Source organism: Nocardia brasiliensis, from assembly GCF_011801125.1.
GTDB classification, from domain to species: domain Bacteria; phylum Actinomycetota; class Actinomycetes; order Mycobacteriales; family Mycobacteriaceae; genus Nocardia; species Nocardia brasiliensis_C.
Genome location: NZ_CP046171.1, coordinates 4,785,387 through 4,799,471, shown reverse-complemented (window position 1 = coordinate 4,799,471; position 14,085 = coordinate 4,785,387). Strand labels below are relative to the sequence as shown.

Sequence of the window (14,085 nt, the reverse complement as noted above, 5' to 3'; positions counted from 1 at the left end):
CCCTAGACTGCGCAGAGCGAAGCGACAAAAAACGCGGCGCCGAGGCGACGGCGGGCGCTGCGCGTACCGGATTCGATTGTGATTTGATTTCTTTCGCGTACCGACCGTGGCGGAGGAGTCGAGTTATACGACGGTTCCCACGCGGGGGGCTACCGTGTGTACAACGATGCGAGTGGAGGCAACCAGATGAGCGGCCCGTTTGGACCCAGCGAACCCGGGGAGGGGCGCAACGATCCCACCCAGCAGTGGGGCGGCCAGCAGCCACCCGGACAGCAGTGGGGTGGCCAGCCGCAGACGCCCGCGTCGGCGCAGCCGACCCAGCACTGGGGCGACCAGCAGCCGCAACAACAGTGGGGCCAGCAGCCGGGTCAGCCGCAGTGGGGGCAGCAGCCCGCGCAGCAGTGGAGCCCGCCCGGTCAGCCGCAGCCCGCTCAGCAGTGGGGGCAGCCGCAGGATTGGCAGCAGGGTCAGCAGCCGCAACCCCAGTGGGGCCAGCAGCCCGGTCAGCCCCAGTGGGGTCAGCAGCCGGGGCAACCGCCGCAGGGTGGTAAGGGCAAGGGCCTGATCATCGGTCTTTCCGTGCTCGGTCTGTTCGTCATCGGTGCCATCGTCGCCCTCGTCCTGGTGCTCACCGCCAAGGACAAGCTGGACCAGGCCGCGGTGCAGGACGGCGTCAAGAAGGTGCTCTCCGACTCCTACGGCATCCAGGACGTCAGCGACGTCGCCTGCCCCTCCGGCCAGGAGGTCAAGGTCGACGCCACCTTCGCCTGCGACGTCAAGGTCAGCGGCGAGGCCAAGAAGGTGACCATCAAGATCACCAAGGAGGACGGCACCTACGAGGTCGGCCGCCCCAACTAACTCCCTCCATCACCCGGCCGCACGCTCCCTCCGCCGAGCGTGCGGCCGAGTCGTCTCCGGGGTAACTCGCACCCGGCGCCATGGAGCACGCACGCACCTCGAACCCGTTGTGCGGCCGAGGGTTGTGTGCGTTGTGCGCCGGGGTCAGGCGGAGCGGGTGAGGGCGGTGATGAGCCGGGTGACGGGGCTTTCGGCGTTGTAGGTGGTGGCGAGCTCGCGCAGGCGGGCGGGGTCGGCGGGAGCGGTGGGGAGGGTGTCGGGGCGGGAGAGCTCGACCTCGGCGTCGCAGACGACGCGCACGACGGGGGCGGCGGCCTTCAAATAGTCCGCCGCGCCACGGAGTTTGGCGCGCACGCCCTGGGCCAGGTCGGCTTCGGGGTCTTCGACAGCGGCGACGAGCGCCTCCAGCGAGCCGAACCGGGAGATCAACATGGACGCGGACTTCTCGCCGATGCCCGCCACGCCGGGCAGGCCGTCGGAGGCGTCGCCGCGCAGCGTCGCGAGATCGGCGTAGGCGCGGCCCGCGTTCTCCAGTGGCACACCGTATTTCGCGGCGACCTCGGCGGGCCCGAACAGCTCCGCCTTGGCCAGGCCGCGCCCGGCGTAGAGCACGCGCACGGGCGGCCGCGGAGTATCGCGCACGAGCTGCAGCAGGTCGCGGTCGCCGCTGACCACGACGACCGGATCGGTGCGCTCCCGAGTGGCCAGCGTGCCGAGCACGTCGTCGGCCTCGAGGCCGTCCGCGCCGCCGGTCGCGATGCCCGCCGCGGCGAGTACCTCGAGGATCATCTCCACCTGCGGGGTGAGCGTGTCGGGCACCTGTTCCGCGCCCGGACCGGCGTCGGCGGAGGTGTCGAGACGATGCGCCTTGTACGAGGGCACCAGCTCGACCCGGAACGTGGGGCGCCAGTTCAGGTCCAGGCACACCACCAGCCTGCTCGGGGAGTGCTTGGTGATCAGGGAGGCGACCATGTCGGTGAATCCGCGCAGGGCGTTCACGGATCGGCCGTCGGCGGCCGTGATCTTCTCCGGGATCGCGTGAAAAGCACGGAACCACAGGCTCGCCCCGTCCAGGAGCAACAACGGTCCACCGGAGTGCGCAGCAGAAGTCACGCGCTCACGCTACCTGCCCACCCCGACAAATCGCCGCGCATCACCGACTCAGACAGATTGCGCGCCGGGCATTGACAGCATCTATCTGTGACCCGCATTCTGAACGAAGTTCAATTCGAACCGTGTTCAGATTGGTGAGTCGATGGCGACACAGAGTTCTACCCGGTCCAGGCCGGTACCGGAGGCGGACCGATGAGCGAACTGCGTCCCGTGGCCCGGGTGACGCGGGTGGCCCTCGATCGCGTGGTCAATCCGTCCCGGCTGTCCGACCGGCGGCAACTGCGCGCGACGGTCGCGGGCAGAACGGTGCTGGTCACCGGCGCCTCGTTCGGCCTCGGCGCGGCGACCGCGCGCAGCATGGCCGAGGCGGGCGCGCTGGTCCTGCTGGTGGCGCGCACCGGGGAGCGGCTCGACGAGCTCGTCGCGGAGATCGCGGCGGCCGGTGGCCGAGCCCGCGCGTACGCGGCGGATCTCTCGGATGAGGCGGCCGTCGCGGCATTGATCAAGACGATCGTCGAACGGCACGGCGCACCACACGTGATCGTCAGCAGCGCGGGCAAGTCGATGCGGCGGTCGCTGCACCTGCAATACGACCGGTTCCACGATTTCGAGCGCACCATCGGGGTGAACTACCTCGGTCCGGTGCGGTTGCTGTTGGGTCTGCTGCCGTTGATGCGGGCGCGGGGCAGCGGTCACATCGTCAACATCTCGACCATCGGCGTGCGGATCGCCCCCGGCCCGCGCTGGGGCGCGTATCAGGCGTCCAAGGGCGCCTTCGATATCTGGTTACGCAGTGTCGCACCGGAATTGGCGGCCGACGGGGTGCGGGTGAGCACCGTGTACATGGCGCTGATCTACACCAGGATGAGCGCGCCGACGCCGATCATGCGCATGCTGCCCGGTCTGTATCCCGACGAGGCGGCCGATATCGTGGCCAGGGCGATCGTGCGGCGGCCGCGGGCGATCCAGCCGTGGTGGGTGCGGCCCGCCGAGGTCGGTGCGGCGGTGCTGCCCGGTGCGACGGCGCTGTTCATGCGGGCGTGGGCGCGCTGCACCCGCGACACCGACGCGGCGCTCGGCGGTCGAGCATGACGCTGCTGCGCTCGGGTGCGGCGGTGGCCGCCGCGTTCGTCGGGGCGCGGGTGGTGTGGCCGGTCGGACCGCTCTCCGTGGCCAGAATGCTGGTCGCGGTCGCGCGCAAAGGGCTGAATCCCGCTGTGCTGCTCGCGGTTTCGTCCGCCCGCTGGCCGCGGCGCACGGCGGTCGTCGATGAGCGGGGCGCGCTCACCTATGCCGAATTGGCCGAGCTGGCCGACGCGCTCGCGGGCGGGCTGCGCGCCGAGCACGGCATCGGCGCGGGCGCCGCGGTGGCGGTGCTGTGCCGCAACAGTCGGTATTTCGCGGCGGGGCTGTTCGGTGTGCTGGCCACCGGCGCGGACGTCGTCCTGCTCAACACCGGTTTCGCCACGGAAACGCTGTCGCGTTCGCTGGCAGGGCAATCCGTCGCCGCGGTGCTCTGCGACGCGGAGTTCGTGCCGGTGGTGCGTGCCGCGGGATACCGCGGCCCGGTGGTGAGCTGCTTCGCCGACGGTGCGCACGGCAGCGACTCGGTCGATGCCATGGCGCGCCGCGGATTGCGAGCGCCGGCACGAATTCCGGCCGGGCGCTTGGTGATTCTGACCTCCGGCACGACGGGCGCGCCCAAGGGGGGTGCCCCGCGACCCCGCGGCGACGGCGGTCCTCGGCACGGCGACGAGTCTGCTGCGGCGCACCGGGTTACGCACCGGCGCGTGCATCGCCGTGGAGATCCCGCTGTTCCACGGGTTCGGTCTCGGGGTACTGCTGCTCGGTATCGCGTTGGGTGGCAAGCTGATCCTGCGTCGTCACTTCGACGCCGAGGCCACCTTGGCGGCGGTGTCCGAGCACCGGGTGCGGATGCTGGCGGTGGTTCCGGTGATGGTGCAGCGCCTGCTCGCGGTGCCCGCTGCGGTGCGCGAGCGCCATGACCTGTCGTCCCTGGCGGTCGTGCTCTGCGGTGCGGCGCCGTTGCGTGCGTTGCTGGCAACCGAATTCATCGAGTCCTTCGGCGAGGTGCTCTACAACGGTTACGGCTCCTCCGAGGTCGGGATCGGTTCACTGGCCACCCCGCGTGACCTGCGCGTCGCGCCGGGCACGGTCGGCAGGCCGGTGCTCGGCACCGAGGTTCGCATCCTCGACGACGCGCGCAGGCCGGTGGCGCCCGGCGTGGTCGGACAGGTGTTCGTGGGCAGCGCACTGGGTTTCGCCGGATACACCGACGGCCGGGACAAGGACCGGGTCGACGGCCTGATCGACAGCGGTGACCTCGGCTCGCTCGACGCGCGGGGACGCCTGTTCCTCGCCGGTCGCGCGGACGACATGATCGTCTCCGGCGGCGAGAACGTCTACCCGCAGGAGGCGGCGGACATCCTCGCCGCCCATCCGCGGCTGCGCGATGTCGCGGTGGTCGGCGTCGACGACGAAGAGTTCGGCCAGCGTCTCGCGGCATTCGCGGTGCCGGAGCCAGACCGTGCGCCCACCGCGGAAGAAATCCGGGATTATCTGCGGCACAAGGTTTCCCGCTTCCAACAGCCACGCGAGATCCATCTCGTCGCCGAACTGCCGCGCAATCCAGCGGGCAAGATCGATCGCCGTGCCCTGCACGCCCTGCCGCGCTGTCCACCCGAATGAGCCCGATTGCCGTGGCACACCGGATCAGAAGGAAGAATGACATGTCCCAGCCGATTCCGCCTATCGTCCGGGTCGATTGCTCACCGCCGAACCGATGATCGCCTAGCTGCTCCCCGGTCTGCGAATGCCCGGTCGTGCCTGGCGGATTCGCTGCACCTCGACCACCGCGACCGGCGGCCACACCGAGGTCATGGGTACCGTCCTGGCGCCGCACCGGCACCGCCGCACCGATAACCCCCTACTCGGATACGACGTCGGTACCTAGGGGCGCACCGACCGGCGCCCCCGGTCCTGCTCGGCGCATCGGTCCGGTCGCCACGGTGCGCCTCGCTTGACACTCGCCGTCGCGGTGGACCACCCTCGGACCAGGCAAATTGAACCCGGTTCGGAGACGGTAGGTGTATGGCCACCAAGTGGGGCGATCGGGAGAACCGGCGCCGCGACATCCTCGTCGCCGGGCGCGCGCTGCTGACCGAAAAGGGATATGCGGCATTGCAGATGCGCGACGTCGCCAAGGGGGCCGGGATCAGCCCCGGCACGGTCTACACCTACTTCGCCACCAAAGAGGCGCTGTACGCGACCTTGTACGCCGAGCGGCTCGAGGAATTCGTCGCCACCGTCGAGCCACGCTGCGCGGACACCGAAGACCTCGAGGAGCTGTTCGTCCTCATCGCCACCGAATACCTGGAGATGTATCGGGTGTACGGGCGCGAACTCAACATCTGGGCGGTGCTCGCCGGCGAGGTCGAGCTGAGCGAGCAGTCCGGCGGTCAGCTGATCACCGCGGCGGCGCGCGCCTACGACCTGATGCGGCACACCGTCGAACGGCTCGACCTCGGCGACGACCCCGGCATGACCGTGACGGTCCTGTGGTCGGTCATCACCGGTCTGGCCGATCACTTCACCAGCGTGCGCCGCCATCTGCACCCGCACGACTGGGACGACACCGTGCGATTCACCGCCCGCACGTTGATCGCGGGCGGCGGGCGTTCGGGTTCGCCGGGACGGGCCGGGCAGGTAACGTCGGACGAATGAGCTCGCATACGGATTCCAGGTTCGCGGCGGATGTCTACGGTGAACGGTTGGAGCGAGCGGTGGAGCTGATGCGCGCCGCTCATCTGGACGCTTTGTTGATCACCCCGGGTCCGGATCTGCGGTACCTGATCGGCTCGGCGGCCGACTCGTTCGAGCGGTTGACCTGCCTGGTGATCCCGGCCGACGGCGCGACGCCGTCGGTGGTCATCCCGAAGATGGAACTGGCCGCGCTGGAAGGTTCCGCGGCGGCCGAGCTGAATCTGCGGGTGCTCGATTGGGTCGACGGCGTCGACCCGTACGGACTGGTGAAGTCCGCGCTGCACGTCGGTTCCCGGGTCGCGGTCGCCGAGGCTATGCCCGCGCTGCACCTCATCCCGCTGGCCCAGTCGTTCACCGGACTGCCCTCCTCGGCCACCCCGGTGCTGCGCGAGATGCGCATGATCAAGGACGCCGCGGAGATCGACGCGCTGCGCCGCGCGGGGGCCGCGATCGACCGGGTGCACGCGCGGATGGGTGAGTTCCTGCGGGTCGGCCGGACCGAGGCGGAGGTCGGGGCCGATATCTCCGCCGCCATTCTGGAAGAGGGCCACACCGCCGCGGCGTTCGTCATCGTCGGCAGCGGCCCGCACGGCGCCGACCCGCACCACGGCGTCTCGGAGCGCCGGATCGAGGCGGGCGACGTAGTGGTCATCGACATCGGCGGTCCCGTCGAGCCCGGCTACTACTCCGACTCCACCCGTACCTACGCGCTCGGCGAACCCGACCCCGAGATCGCCGCCCGGATCGCGATCCTCGAACAGGCCCAGGCCGCGTCGGTCGCCGCGGTCCGGCCGGGCGTGACCGCCGCGTCGGTCGACGCCGCGGGCCGAGATCTGTTGGTGGAAGCCGGTTTCGGCCCGAACTTCGTGCATCGCACCGGACACGGTATCGGCCTGTCGGTGCACGAGGAGCCCTACATCATCGAGGGCAACGATCTCACCCTGCGGACGGGCATGGCGTTCAGCATCGAGCCCGGCATCTACTTCCGCGGCGAGTGGGGCGCCCGCATCGAGGACATCGTCGTGGTCACCGCGGACGGTTGCGAGTCGATGAACCAGCGCCCGCACGGACTCACCATCCTGTAGCGGCGCTCTACTGCCCGGGGTCCGGGGCGAGCAGGGTGCTGCTGGAGAGCGCGCGCCGGACCTCGATGGCGATGACGACGCGGGTGGGGTTCTCCCGGGGCACCCGGTAGCGCTCGGCGTAGCGGCGCTCGGCCTCGGCGACGTCCTCGGGGGAGTCCAGGACCGTCGCCGGGCCCTCGAGCGTGAGCCAGCGGCGGCCGTCGACCTGGCTCACCGCCGCGTACCCGCCGCGCCGGACGTTGCGCACCTTTGCCGAGGCGCCGTCGGTGATCACCCGGACCACGCCGGCGGCCGGATCCCAGGTGAAGCCCACCGCGACCACGTGCGGCGTTCCGTTGGCGCGCAGGGTGGTCAGGGTCGCGAGGTGTCGTTCGACGACGAACTCGAGCGCGGCGGGGGACAGCTCGATGGTGGAGGTCGGCATGCCCTGACGGTAGCGGTCGCGTGCGGGGCCGGACGCGGGCACCCGCGGTGTCGGCCGGGCGCGCGCGGCAGTACGCGCCAAATGGCTCGGTGATGTCGGGTCGCGTGCGATGGTGCTGTAAGACTGGGCGCATGGGATCGCGTGGGATTGCGGACGGGACGGTGTTGTTGCTCGGTGGGCGCAGTGAGATCGGACTGGAGGTGGCGCGCCGCCTGGCGCCTGGACAGACCGTGATTCTCGCGGCCCGGCGCAGCGGTGCACTGAGCGAGCAGGTCGCGCAGGTCATGGCCGCCGGTGCGGAGGCAGTGCACTGCGTGGAGTTCGACGCGGACGACACGGCGGGCCACCCCGCGCTTTTCGAGAAGCTGGCGGCCGAGTACGGACAGATCGGGGTCGCGATCCTCGCGTTCGGCGTGCTCGGCGATCAGGCCAGGGCCGAACAAGATCCGGCGCACGCGCTCGCCGTGGTGCACACCGACTACCTCGCCCAGGTCAGCGCGCTCACCACGCTCGCGAATATGCTGCGCGCGCAAGGGGATGGGCAACTCGTGGTGTTCAGTTCGGTGGCGGGCATCCGGGTCCGGCGGGCCAACTACGTGTACGGTTCGGCCAAGGCCGGGCTCGACGGATTCGCCAGCGGTCTCTCGGACGCGTTGCACGACACCGGAGTTCACCTGCTGCTGGTGCGCACCGGCTTCGTGATCGGCCGGATGACCGAGGGCATGACCCCGGCCCCGTTCTCCAGCACGCCGTCCCGGGTGGCCGACGCCGTGGTCAAGGGTCTGCACAAGCGCACCCGGTTGGTCTGGTATCCCCGGATTCTGCGACCCGTCTTCTTCGCCATGCGCCTATTGCCCCAATCGGTCTGGCGCCGGATGCCGCGGTGAGACCGCCGGTGATCGCGATCCGGACCGGTGGCCGCGCGGCGGTGACCGCGGGTCCGCCACGATGACCATGGCCTGGCCGGGACCACCGGTGACCGTCGTCGGGATCGGCGCCGACGGCTGGGCCGGGCTCGGTGCCACGGCACGCGCCGCCGTGCTGGACGCGGCGGTGATCTTCGGTTCGGCGCGGCAGCTTTCGCTTGTGCCGGAAGGCGATTGCGCGCGGATCGCCTGGCCGTCGCCGCTGGTGCCCGCGTTGCCCGCGCTGTTCGAACGCAACGCCGGGGCGCGAATCTGCGTGCTGGCCAGCGGGGATCCGATGTTCTACGGCATCGGGGTGACGCTGGCGCGGCTGCTCGGCCCGGCGGCGTTGCGCGTGCTGCCGCAGCCCTCGTCTGCGTCGCTGGCGTGCGCGCGGCTCGGCTGGGCGCTGGCCGAGACGCCCGTGGTGAGTGTGGTGGGCCGGGCGCTGGAAACGGTGCTCCCGGAACTGGCGCACGGCAGGCGCGTGCTCGTGCTGAGCGCCGACCAGCACACCCCCGGTCGACTGGCGGAACTGTTGGTCGGCAACGGTTTCGGCGATTCGGAACTGACGGTGCTCGCGCAGCTCGGCGGCCCGGACGAGCGGATCGAGACGGGCATCGCGACGCACTGGCGATACCCGCCGGGCGATCCGCTGAACATCGTCGCGATCGACTGTGCGGCCGATCCGGCACGGCCGCGGGCGACGCGCGTGCCCGGCCTGCCCGACGAACTGTTCGGCGGCGACGGCCAACTCACCAAGCACGAGGTGCGCGCGCTGACCCTCGCCGCGCTCGCCCCGGCGCCAGGGGAGCTGCTGTGGGACGTCGGCGGCGGCTCGGGCAGCATCGCGATCGAATGGTGTCGCACGCATCCGGCCTGTCGCGCGGTCACTTTCGAGCGACTGGACTCGCGCAGGCAGCAGATCGCCGACAACGCGGCGGCGCTCGGTGTCCCGCAGGTGCGGGTCGGCGGGGCCGCGCCCGCGGCGCTGCTGCGCGAATCCGTCGCGCCGGACGCGATTTTCCTCGGCGGCGGCCTTACTCAGGACGGCCTGTTCGAGACGTGTTGGGCGCAGCTGCGCCACGGCGGGCGGCTCGTCGCGAACGCGGTGACGGCCGAATCCGAATCGTTGCTGCTGAACTGGGCCGCGACGCACGGCGGTGCGCTGCGCAAGTTCCAGATCTATCGCGCGCGGCCGTTGGGATCGTTCACCGCCTGGCGTCCGCAACTGCCGGTCACGCAATGGTCGGTGGTGAAGGTGCACAATGCGAGCCCGCGAAATGAGGTCCACGAATAAGAAGCGTTCACCTCGCCGGGTAGGGTCGGTGCCCGAGATCCGATCTTGATCGGAAATCCGGTTCCTGACGGGGAGATAGATGAAGTACAAGAAGTTCGCCGCGACCGCACTGCTTGCCATCGCCGCCACCGGCGTCAGCGCGGGTACCGCCTACGCGGCGCCGTCGCCCGCCGCGCCCGCGACGCAGCACCAAGCCGCCGCACCCACCGTCACGGGTAGGGACCAGGGTGTCGACTACGCGCTGACCCTGGCCGACGCGGGCAAGTCCGTCGTCACCAGCGTCACCGGCGGTGCGTTCACCCTGGCCGCCGACAAGCAGTCGGTGTCGCTGCGCAACGCCGCGGGGGAGACCGTCACCACCATTGCGCTCACCGCGACGGCCAAGGGGCAGCAGGTGCGGATCGCCGCGGCCATCGCCGACGACGCGAAGCGGCTGACGCTCACCCCGAAGGTCGAGCCGTCGGCGAACGCGCCGGTCGCCGCCGAGTTCATCGGCGCGCTCATCGGCCTCGCGGTCGCGGGCGGGCCGTCGCTGCTGAACGCGGGCATCGCCTACTTCAGCGGGCAGCCCTGAAGACCCTGATTCTGGGCGGCACCGGGGAAGCCCGGGAACTCGCCCGCATCGCGTCCGGCGCGCCGGGATTCGACATCGTCTCCTCGCTCGCCGGACGTGTTCGCGACCCGGTGCTGCCGGTCGGCGCGGTGCGTGTCGGCGGGTTCGGCGGGGTCGCGGGTTTGTCGGAGTGGCTGGTGGCCAACGGGATCGAGGCCGTGGTCGACGCCACCCATCCGTTCGCGGGGACGATCAGCGCCAACGCCGCCGTCGCGACCCGGGCGCTCGGCCTGCCTCTGGTGCACCTGCGGCGGCCCGGCTGGCGCGCCGGGCCCGATGATCGCTGGATCCGGGTACCCGATCTGACGGCGGCCGCGAAAACCGTTGCCGAGCAAGGCGAACGCGTCTTCTTGACCATCGGCAGGCAGGGCGTCGCCGCGTTCGCCGACCTGCGGCGGCCGTGGTTTCTGATCCGCGCCATCGACCCGCCGGCCGACGCCTTGCCGCCGCGACACGAATTATTGCTGGCGCGTGGGCCTTTCACCCTCGGCGAGGAGGCGCGTCTGCTGGCGCGGCACCGCATCGATCTGCTGGTCACCAAGGACAGCGGCGGCGCGCCGACCGCGGCCAAGCTGGTTGCGGCCAGGGCGGCCGGTGTGCCGGTGGTCGTGATCGAGCGGCCGCCGCTGCCGGAGGGTGCCGTGGCGTTGGAAACCGTTGCGCAGGTTTGGGAGTGGCTGCGCGCGCGGCGCTCAGCGGTCGAGTAGTTCGGGTAGCCGGTCGAACCAGTCGAGCACGGCGCGTTCGTAGCCGATCCCGAAATCCAGGGTGGCGCGGGCATACGGCGGTAGGTCGGTGGGATCCTCGTCCAGATATCTGCTCAATCTGCCCTGATGGATCTCCCGGTTGGCGGCGATGATGCGATCGAGGCGGGCGCGATCGAGGTGGTCGCCGAACGAGAGCGTGAGCAGCAGCGGAAAGCGGATGTTCTCACCGCCCGGATCGCGGGCGATCCACTCCAGGAACGCTTCCCGGCCCGCGTCGGTGATCAGGTAGGGGGTGCGCTCGCGCGCCCCCGGCACGCCCTTCTCCACCAGGCCCGCCGCGTCCATCGTGGCGAGCTCGCGATAGACCTGGCTCTGCGTGATGGTCCAGAAGTCGCCGATGCGGTCCTGGGCCTTGGCCACCAGGTCCCAGCCGGACATCGGGCCCTCGTGCAGAAATCCGAGCAGCGACGCGGCCGTGGAGTTCAACGGCTTGCGGCTGGTCGCGGTGTTGGTCAACCGACTGCTCCCTTCGCTCTCAACATTCCATAGTGGAATGTTATACGAAACGCGTGTCAGGTTCTTCGGCGGTGCGCTAGTCGCCGCCGGTCAGCAGCTCGAGCCGGGCGAGCACCTGCGCCATGCCCGCTTCCAAACGGATCTGGCCGCGGCGCAATTCGACGAGATCTTCCTCGATCCGTTCGGCACGCTCGTCGATGCGGTGGATGCCGTCGAGCGCCTTCCTGGTGAGTGCCGCGAGTTCGTTGAGCAGGTCGCCCTGATCTTCGAGTGCCTGTTCGCCGGCGGTGGCTCGAGCCTCGAGAGCTCGGGCGCGCAGCGTCAGCTCCGACAGTGTCGCGGCCAAGATCCCTCCAATCGTCGGTGCGTCAGCAGATCCTACGCGTTCGACGACGCCGCGTCGCCTGTCCGGACGTAGCGTCGCGAGGTGTAGACGCGAACCCCGCGGTCGGTTTCGGTGGCCACCGTGGTCGACGCGCCGATGATCAACAGCGTGCGCATGTCGACCTGTGCGGGGTCGAGTTCGCCCAGCGTGACCACCCGCACCGACTCGGTCGGTCCGCCGACATCGCGGCCGAGCACCACCGGCGTCTGCGGCGCGCGATGGGCGAGCAGCAGCTCGCGCATCGCGCCGACCTGCCAGGTGCGCTGCGAGGAGGCCGGGTTGTAGATCGCGATCGCCATATCGGCCGCCGCCACGGCGGAAAGGCGTTGCGCGACAACCTCCCACGGCTTGAGCCGGTCGGAAAGGGAGATCATGGCGTAGTCGTGTCCGAGCGGCGCGCCGACCCGGCTGGCGACCGCGTTGGCCGCGGTGAGCCCGGGCAGCACGCGCACCGGCACGTCGGTCCAGCGCGGGTCGGCCGCCTCCTCCAGCACGGCCGCCGCCATCGCGAACACCCCGGGATCGCCCGAGGACACCACCACGACGCGAGCGCCCCGGCGCGCCAGATCCAGTGCCATCGTGGCGCGTTCGGCCTCCACCCGGTTGTCGCTGGCGTGCCGTCGCTGTCCGTCCTGTACCGGCACCCGGTTCAGGTAGGTGGTGTAGCCGACGAGATCCGTTGCGTCCGACAGTGCTTCGAGGACCTCGCTGGTCGTCCACTCCGGTGCGCCGGGGCCGAGCCCGACGACGGTGACCTGCCCGACCGAGTCGTGGCGTTCTGTTCGGCGTGGGTCGCCGCCTCCGGCGTACGCGGTCGGGGCGCTGCTGGTGGCGGCTGCCTGCGGCGAGACATCCTGTGCGGCAGCTTCTTCCGTTTCGAGTCCGGGTGCGGTGTCGCGTTGCGGGTCGGGCCGGTGCGGCCGCTCGGTGCCGACCCCCGCCGCGTCCGGTTGCGCCGCGGCGGGATTCGCGGCGACCAGGGGGAGGGCGGTGGTTGGCGTCGGCCCGGGGACCACCGTGATGGCGAAGTAGGGGACCTCGGCGTCGTCCACGTCGGCGGCCCGCAGGACCCGCTGCCTGGCGCTGCTCGCCCGTTCCACGTAGTACGCGTCGTCGAGGCGGCCGGCCTCGGAAAGCGCGCGGCGCACACCGGGATACGTGCGGCCCAGCTTCATGATGGCCGCGGCCTCGGTATCGCGCAGCCGCCGGGTGAGCTCGTCGACCGGCATGGTCCCGGGCAGCACGGTCAGCACCTGCTCGCCCTCGACCAGCGGCGTGCCGAGCGCGGCCGAGGCGGCGCTCACCGAGGTGATGCCCGGAATGATCTCGGCCTCGAACCGATCGGCCAGCCGCCGGTGCATGTGCATGTAGGAGCTGTAGAACAGCGGATCGCCCGCGGCGAGCAGCGCCACCGACCGTCCCGCCGCCAGATGGGTGGCCAGCCGCCGCGCGGCTTGCTCGTAGAACTCCTCGATCGCGCCCTGATAGCCGCCGGGGTGGTCGGTGGTCTCGGTGGTCACCGGGTAGACGAGGTGTTCCTCGAGCTGGTCGGCGCGCATGTACGGCGCGGCGATGCCGCGGGAGATGCTGCGTCCGTGCCGCGCGCTGTGGAACGCGATCACGTCGGCGGCGGCGATCACCCGCGCGGCCTTCACCGTGACCAGTTCCGGATCGCCGGGACCGAGCCCGACACCCCACAGCTTGCCGGGCGTGGCCGCCGCCGTGTGCTCGATCATTCCTGTTCGCTCGCAATCGCGTTCAGCGCCGACGCGGTGATCGCGCTGCCGCCGCGCCTGCCGCGCACGGTGAGGAATTCGAGCCCGCCGTAGCCGGCCAGAGCGTCCTTGGATTCGGCGGCGCCGATGAAGCCGACCGGGATGCCCAGGACCGCGGCGGGGCGCGGCGCGCCCGCGTCGAGCAGGTCGAGCAGGTGGAACAGCGCGGTCGGCGCGTTCCCGATGGCGACCACCGCGCCGTCGAGCCGGTCGCGCCACAGCTCGAGAGCGGCCGCCGACCGCGTATTGCCCATGGCGGCAGCGAGTTCCGGCACCCGAGGATCGGCCAGCGTGCAGATCACCTCGTTGTCGGCGGGCAGGCGCTTGCGGGTCACGCCGGCGGCGACCATGGTCGCGTCGCACAGAATCGGCGCACCGGCGCGCAACGCGGCGCGCGCCGCGGTCACCACGCCCGGCGAGAACGCCACGTCCCCGGCCAGGTCCACCTGCCCGCAGCCGTGGATCATCCGCACCACCACCTGCGCCACCTCCGGCGGGAAGCCGCTGAGGTCGGCCTCGTCGCGGATCATCGCGAACGAGCGCCGATAGATCTCGGCCCCGTCGGTGAGGTAGCTGGCACGCACGTCGGACATGCGCATCACCCTAAGACGTGCGCTCGCG

15 protein-coding genes and 1 pseudogene are annotated in these 14,085 nt (G+C 70.9%); 10 read left to right on the top strand and 6 right to left on the bottom strand.

Going from position 1 to position 14,085, the window contains the following annotated elements:
- Positions 1-186 precede the first annotated feature (186 nt).
- Positions 187-858: a DUF4333 domain-containing protein gene (locus tag F5X71_RS21605; RefSeq protein WP_167463688.1), complete on the top strand. Its 672-nt coding sequence runs from the start codon at positions 187-189 to the stop codon at positions 856-858.
- 144 nt (positions 859-1,002) lie between these two features.
- Here the strand turns inward: F5X71_RS21605 and F5X71_RS21600 are convergent, their stop codons facing one another.
- Entirely contained in the window at positions 1,003-1,971 is a 969-nt protein-coding gene (locus tag F5X71_RS21600; protein WP_167463687.1) for a 5'-3' exonuclease, read from the bottom strand.
- A gap of 192 nt (positions 1,972-2,163) precedes the next feature.
- On the opposite strand from F5X71_RS21600, the gene F5X71_RS21595 reads away from it, so the two are divergent.
- From F5X71_RS21595 to F5X71_RS21580, 5 genes and pseudogenes are all read left to right on the top strand, one after another.
- Complete coding sequence (locus F5X71_RS21595) at positions 2,164-3,063, top strand: SDR family NAD(P)-dependent oxidoreductase (RefSeq protein ID WP_167463686.1); 900 nt, start codon at positions 2,164-2,166, stop codon at positions 3,061-3,063.
- A pseudogene (locus tag F5X71_RS37500) lies at positions 3,060-3,620 on the top strand (AMP-binding protein); the annotation flags it as partial. The gene F5X71_RS21595 and the pseudogene F5X71_RS37500, both read left to right, overlap by 4 nt.
- A 61-nt stretch (positions 3,621-3,681) precedes the next feature.
- Positions 3,682-4,680: an AMP-binding protein gene (locus tag F5X71_RS37495; RefSeq protein ID WP_275106739.1), complete on the top strand. Its 999-nt coding sequence runs from the start codon at positions 3,682-3,684 to the stop codon at positions 4,678-4,680.
- 402 nt (positions 4,681-5,082) lie between these two features.
- On the top strand, positions 5,083-5,715 hold the full coding sequence (locus F5X71_RS21585) for a TetR/AcrR family transcriptional regulator (protein WP_167463685.1): 633 nt from the start codon (positions 5,083-5,085) through the stop codon (positions 5,713-5,715).
- Positions 5,712-6,839: a M24 family metallopeptidase gene (locus tag F5X71_RS21580; protein ID WP_167463684.1), complete on the top strand. Its 1,128-nt coding sequence runs from the start codon at positions 5,712-5,714 to the stop codon at positions 6,837-6,839. The genes F5X71_RS21585 and F5X71_RS21580 overlap by 4 nt, the downstream gene beginning before the upstream one ends.
- A gap of 7 nt (positions 6,840-6,846) precedes the next feature.
- Here the strand turns inward: F5X71_RS21580 and F5X71_RS21575 are convergent, their stop codons facing one another.
- The gene (locus F5X71_RS21575; protein WP_167463683.1) at positions 6,847-7,263 is read right to left on the bottom strand and encodes a pyridoxamine 5'-phosphate oxidase family protein; all 417 of its coding nucleotides are present in this window, start codon (positions 7,261-7,263) and stop codon (positions 6,847-6,849) included.
- A gap of 131 nt (positions 7,264-7,394) precedes the next feature.
- Here F5X71_RS21575 and F5X71_RS21570 point away from each other — a divergent pair, with 131 nt between their 5' ends.
- The 4 genes from F5X71_RS21570 (at position 7,395) to F5X71_RS21555 (ending at position 10,788) form a co-directional block, all read left to right on the top strand.
- Positions 7,395-8,150, top strand: a complete 756-nt coding sequence (locus tag F5X71_RS21570; RefSeq protein ID WP_167463682.1) for an SDR family NAD(P)-dependent oxidoreductase — start codon at positions 7,395-7,397, stop codon at positions 8,148-8,150.
- A gap of 67 nt (positions 8,151-8,217) precedes the next feature.
- Complete coding sequence (cbiE, locus tag F5X71_RS21565) at positions 8,218-9,468, top strand: precorrin-6y C5,15-methyltransferase (decarboxylating) subunit CbiE (RefSeq protein WP_167466624.1); 1,251 nt, start codon at positions 8,218-8,220, stop codon at positions 9,466-9,468.
- Positions 9,469-9,547: 79 nt separating this feature from the next.
- On the top strand, positions 9,548-10,042 hold the full coding sequence (locus F5X71_RS21560) for a hypothetical protein (RefSeq protein ID WP_167463681.1): 495 nt from the start codon (positions 9,548-9,550) through the stop codon (positions 10,040-10,042).
- Entirely contained in the window at positions 10,039-10,788 is a 750-nt protein-coding gene (locus F5X71_RS21555) for a cobalt-precorrin-6A reductase (RefSeq protein ID WP_167466623.1), read from the top strand. The genes F5X71_RS21560 and F5X71_RS21555 overlap by 4 nt, the downstream gene beginning before the upstream one ends.
- Here F5X71_RS21555 and F5X71_RS21550 read toward each other — a convergent pair.
- The 4 genes from F5X71_RS21550 to F5X71_RS21535 all read right to left on the bottom strand — a co-directional run bounded on the left by F5X71_RS21550 (position 10,774) and on the right by F5X71_RS21535 (position 14,057).
- Positions 10,774-11,304: a PadR family transcriptional regulator gene (locus F5X71_RS21550; protein WP_167463680.1), complete on the bottom strand. Its 531-nt coding sequence runs from the start codon at positions 11,302-11,304 to the stop codon at positions 10,774-10,776. The genes F5X71_RS21555 and F5X71_RS21550 overlap by 15 nt on opposite strands.
- A 76-nt stretch (positions 11,305-11,380) precedes the next feature.
- Positions 11,381-11,650 carry a hypothetical protein gene (locus F5X71_RS21545; protein WP_167463679.1) on the bottom strand — a complete coding sequence of 90 codons (270 nt, stop codon included), beginning with the start codon at positions 11,648-11,650 and terminating at the stop codon, positions 11,381-11,383.
- 32 nt (positions 11,651-11,682) lie between these two features.
- Positions 11,683-13,425 carry a precorrin-2 C(20)-methyltransferase gene (locus F5X71_RS21540; RefSeq protein ID WP_167463678.1) on the bottom strand — a complete coding sequence of 581 codons (1,743 nt, stop codon included), beginning with the start codon at positions 13,423-13,425 and terminating at the stop codon, positions 11,683-11,685.
- On the bottom strand, positions 13,422-14,057 hold the full coding sequence (locus tag F5X71_RS21535; RefSeq protein WP_167463677.1) for a precorrin-8X methylmutase: 636 nt from the start codon (positions 14,055-14,057) through the stop codon (positions 13,422-13,424). The genes F5X71_RS21540 and F5X71_RS21535 overlap by 4 nt, the downstream gene beginning before the upstream one ends.
- Positions 14,058-14,085: the final 28 nt, after the last annotated feature.

Coding starts and splice junctions, on each gene's coding strand:
- F5X71_RS21605 (WP_167463688.1), top strand. CDS start 187: ATGAGCGGCCCGTTTGGACCCAGCGAACCCGGGGAGGGGCGCAACGAT.
- F5X71_RS21595 (WP_167463686.1), top strand. CDS start 2,164: ATGAGCGAACTGCGTCCCGTGGCCCGGGTGACGCGGGTGGCCCTCGAT.
- F5X71_RS21585 (WP_167463685.1), top strand. CDS start 5,083: ATGGCCACCAAGTGGGGCGATCGGGAGAACCGGCGCCGCGACATCCTC.
- F5X71_RS21580 (WP_167463684.1), top strand. CDS start 5,712: ATGAGCTCGCATACGGATTCCAGGTTCGCGGCGGATGTCTACGGTGAA.
- F5X71_RS21575 (WP_167463683.1), bottom strand. CDS start 7,263: ATGCCGACCTCCACCATCGAGCTGTCCCCCGCCGCGCTCGAGTTCGTC.
- F5X71_RS21570 (WP_167463682.1), top strand. CDS start 7,395: ATGGGATCGCGTGGGATTGCGGACGGGACGGTGTTGTTGCTCGGTGGG.
- cbiE (WP_167466624.1), top strand. CDS start 8,218: ATGGCCTGGCCGGGACCACCGGTGACCGTCGTCGGGATCGGCGCCGAC.
- F5X71_RS21560 (WP_167463681.1), top strand. CDS start 9,548: ATGAAGTACAAGAAGTTCGCCGCGACCGCACTGCTTGCCATCGCCGCC.
- F5X71_RS21540 (WP_167463678.1), bottom strand. CDS start 13,425: ATGATCGAGCACACGGCGGCGGCCACGCCCGGCAAGCTGTGGGGTGTC.
- F5X71_RS21535 (WP_167463677.1), bottom strand. CDS start 14,057: ATGTCCGACGTGCGTGCCAGCTACCTCACCGACGGGGCCGAGATCTAT.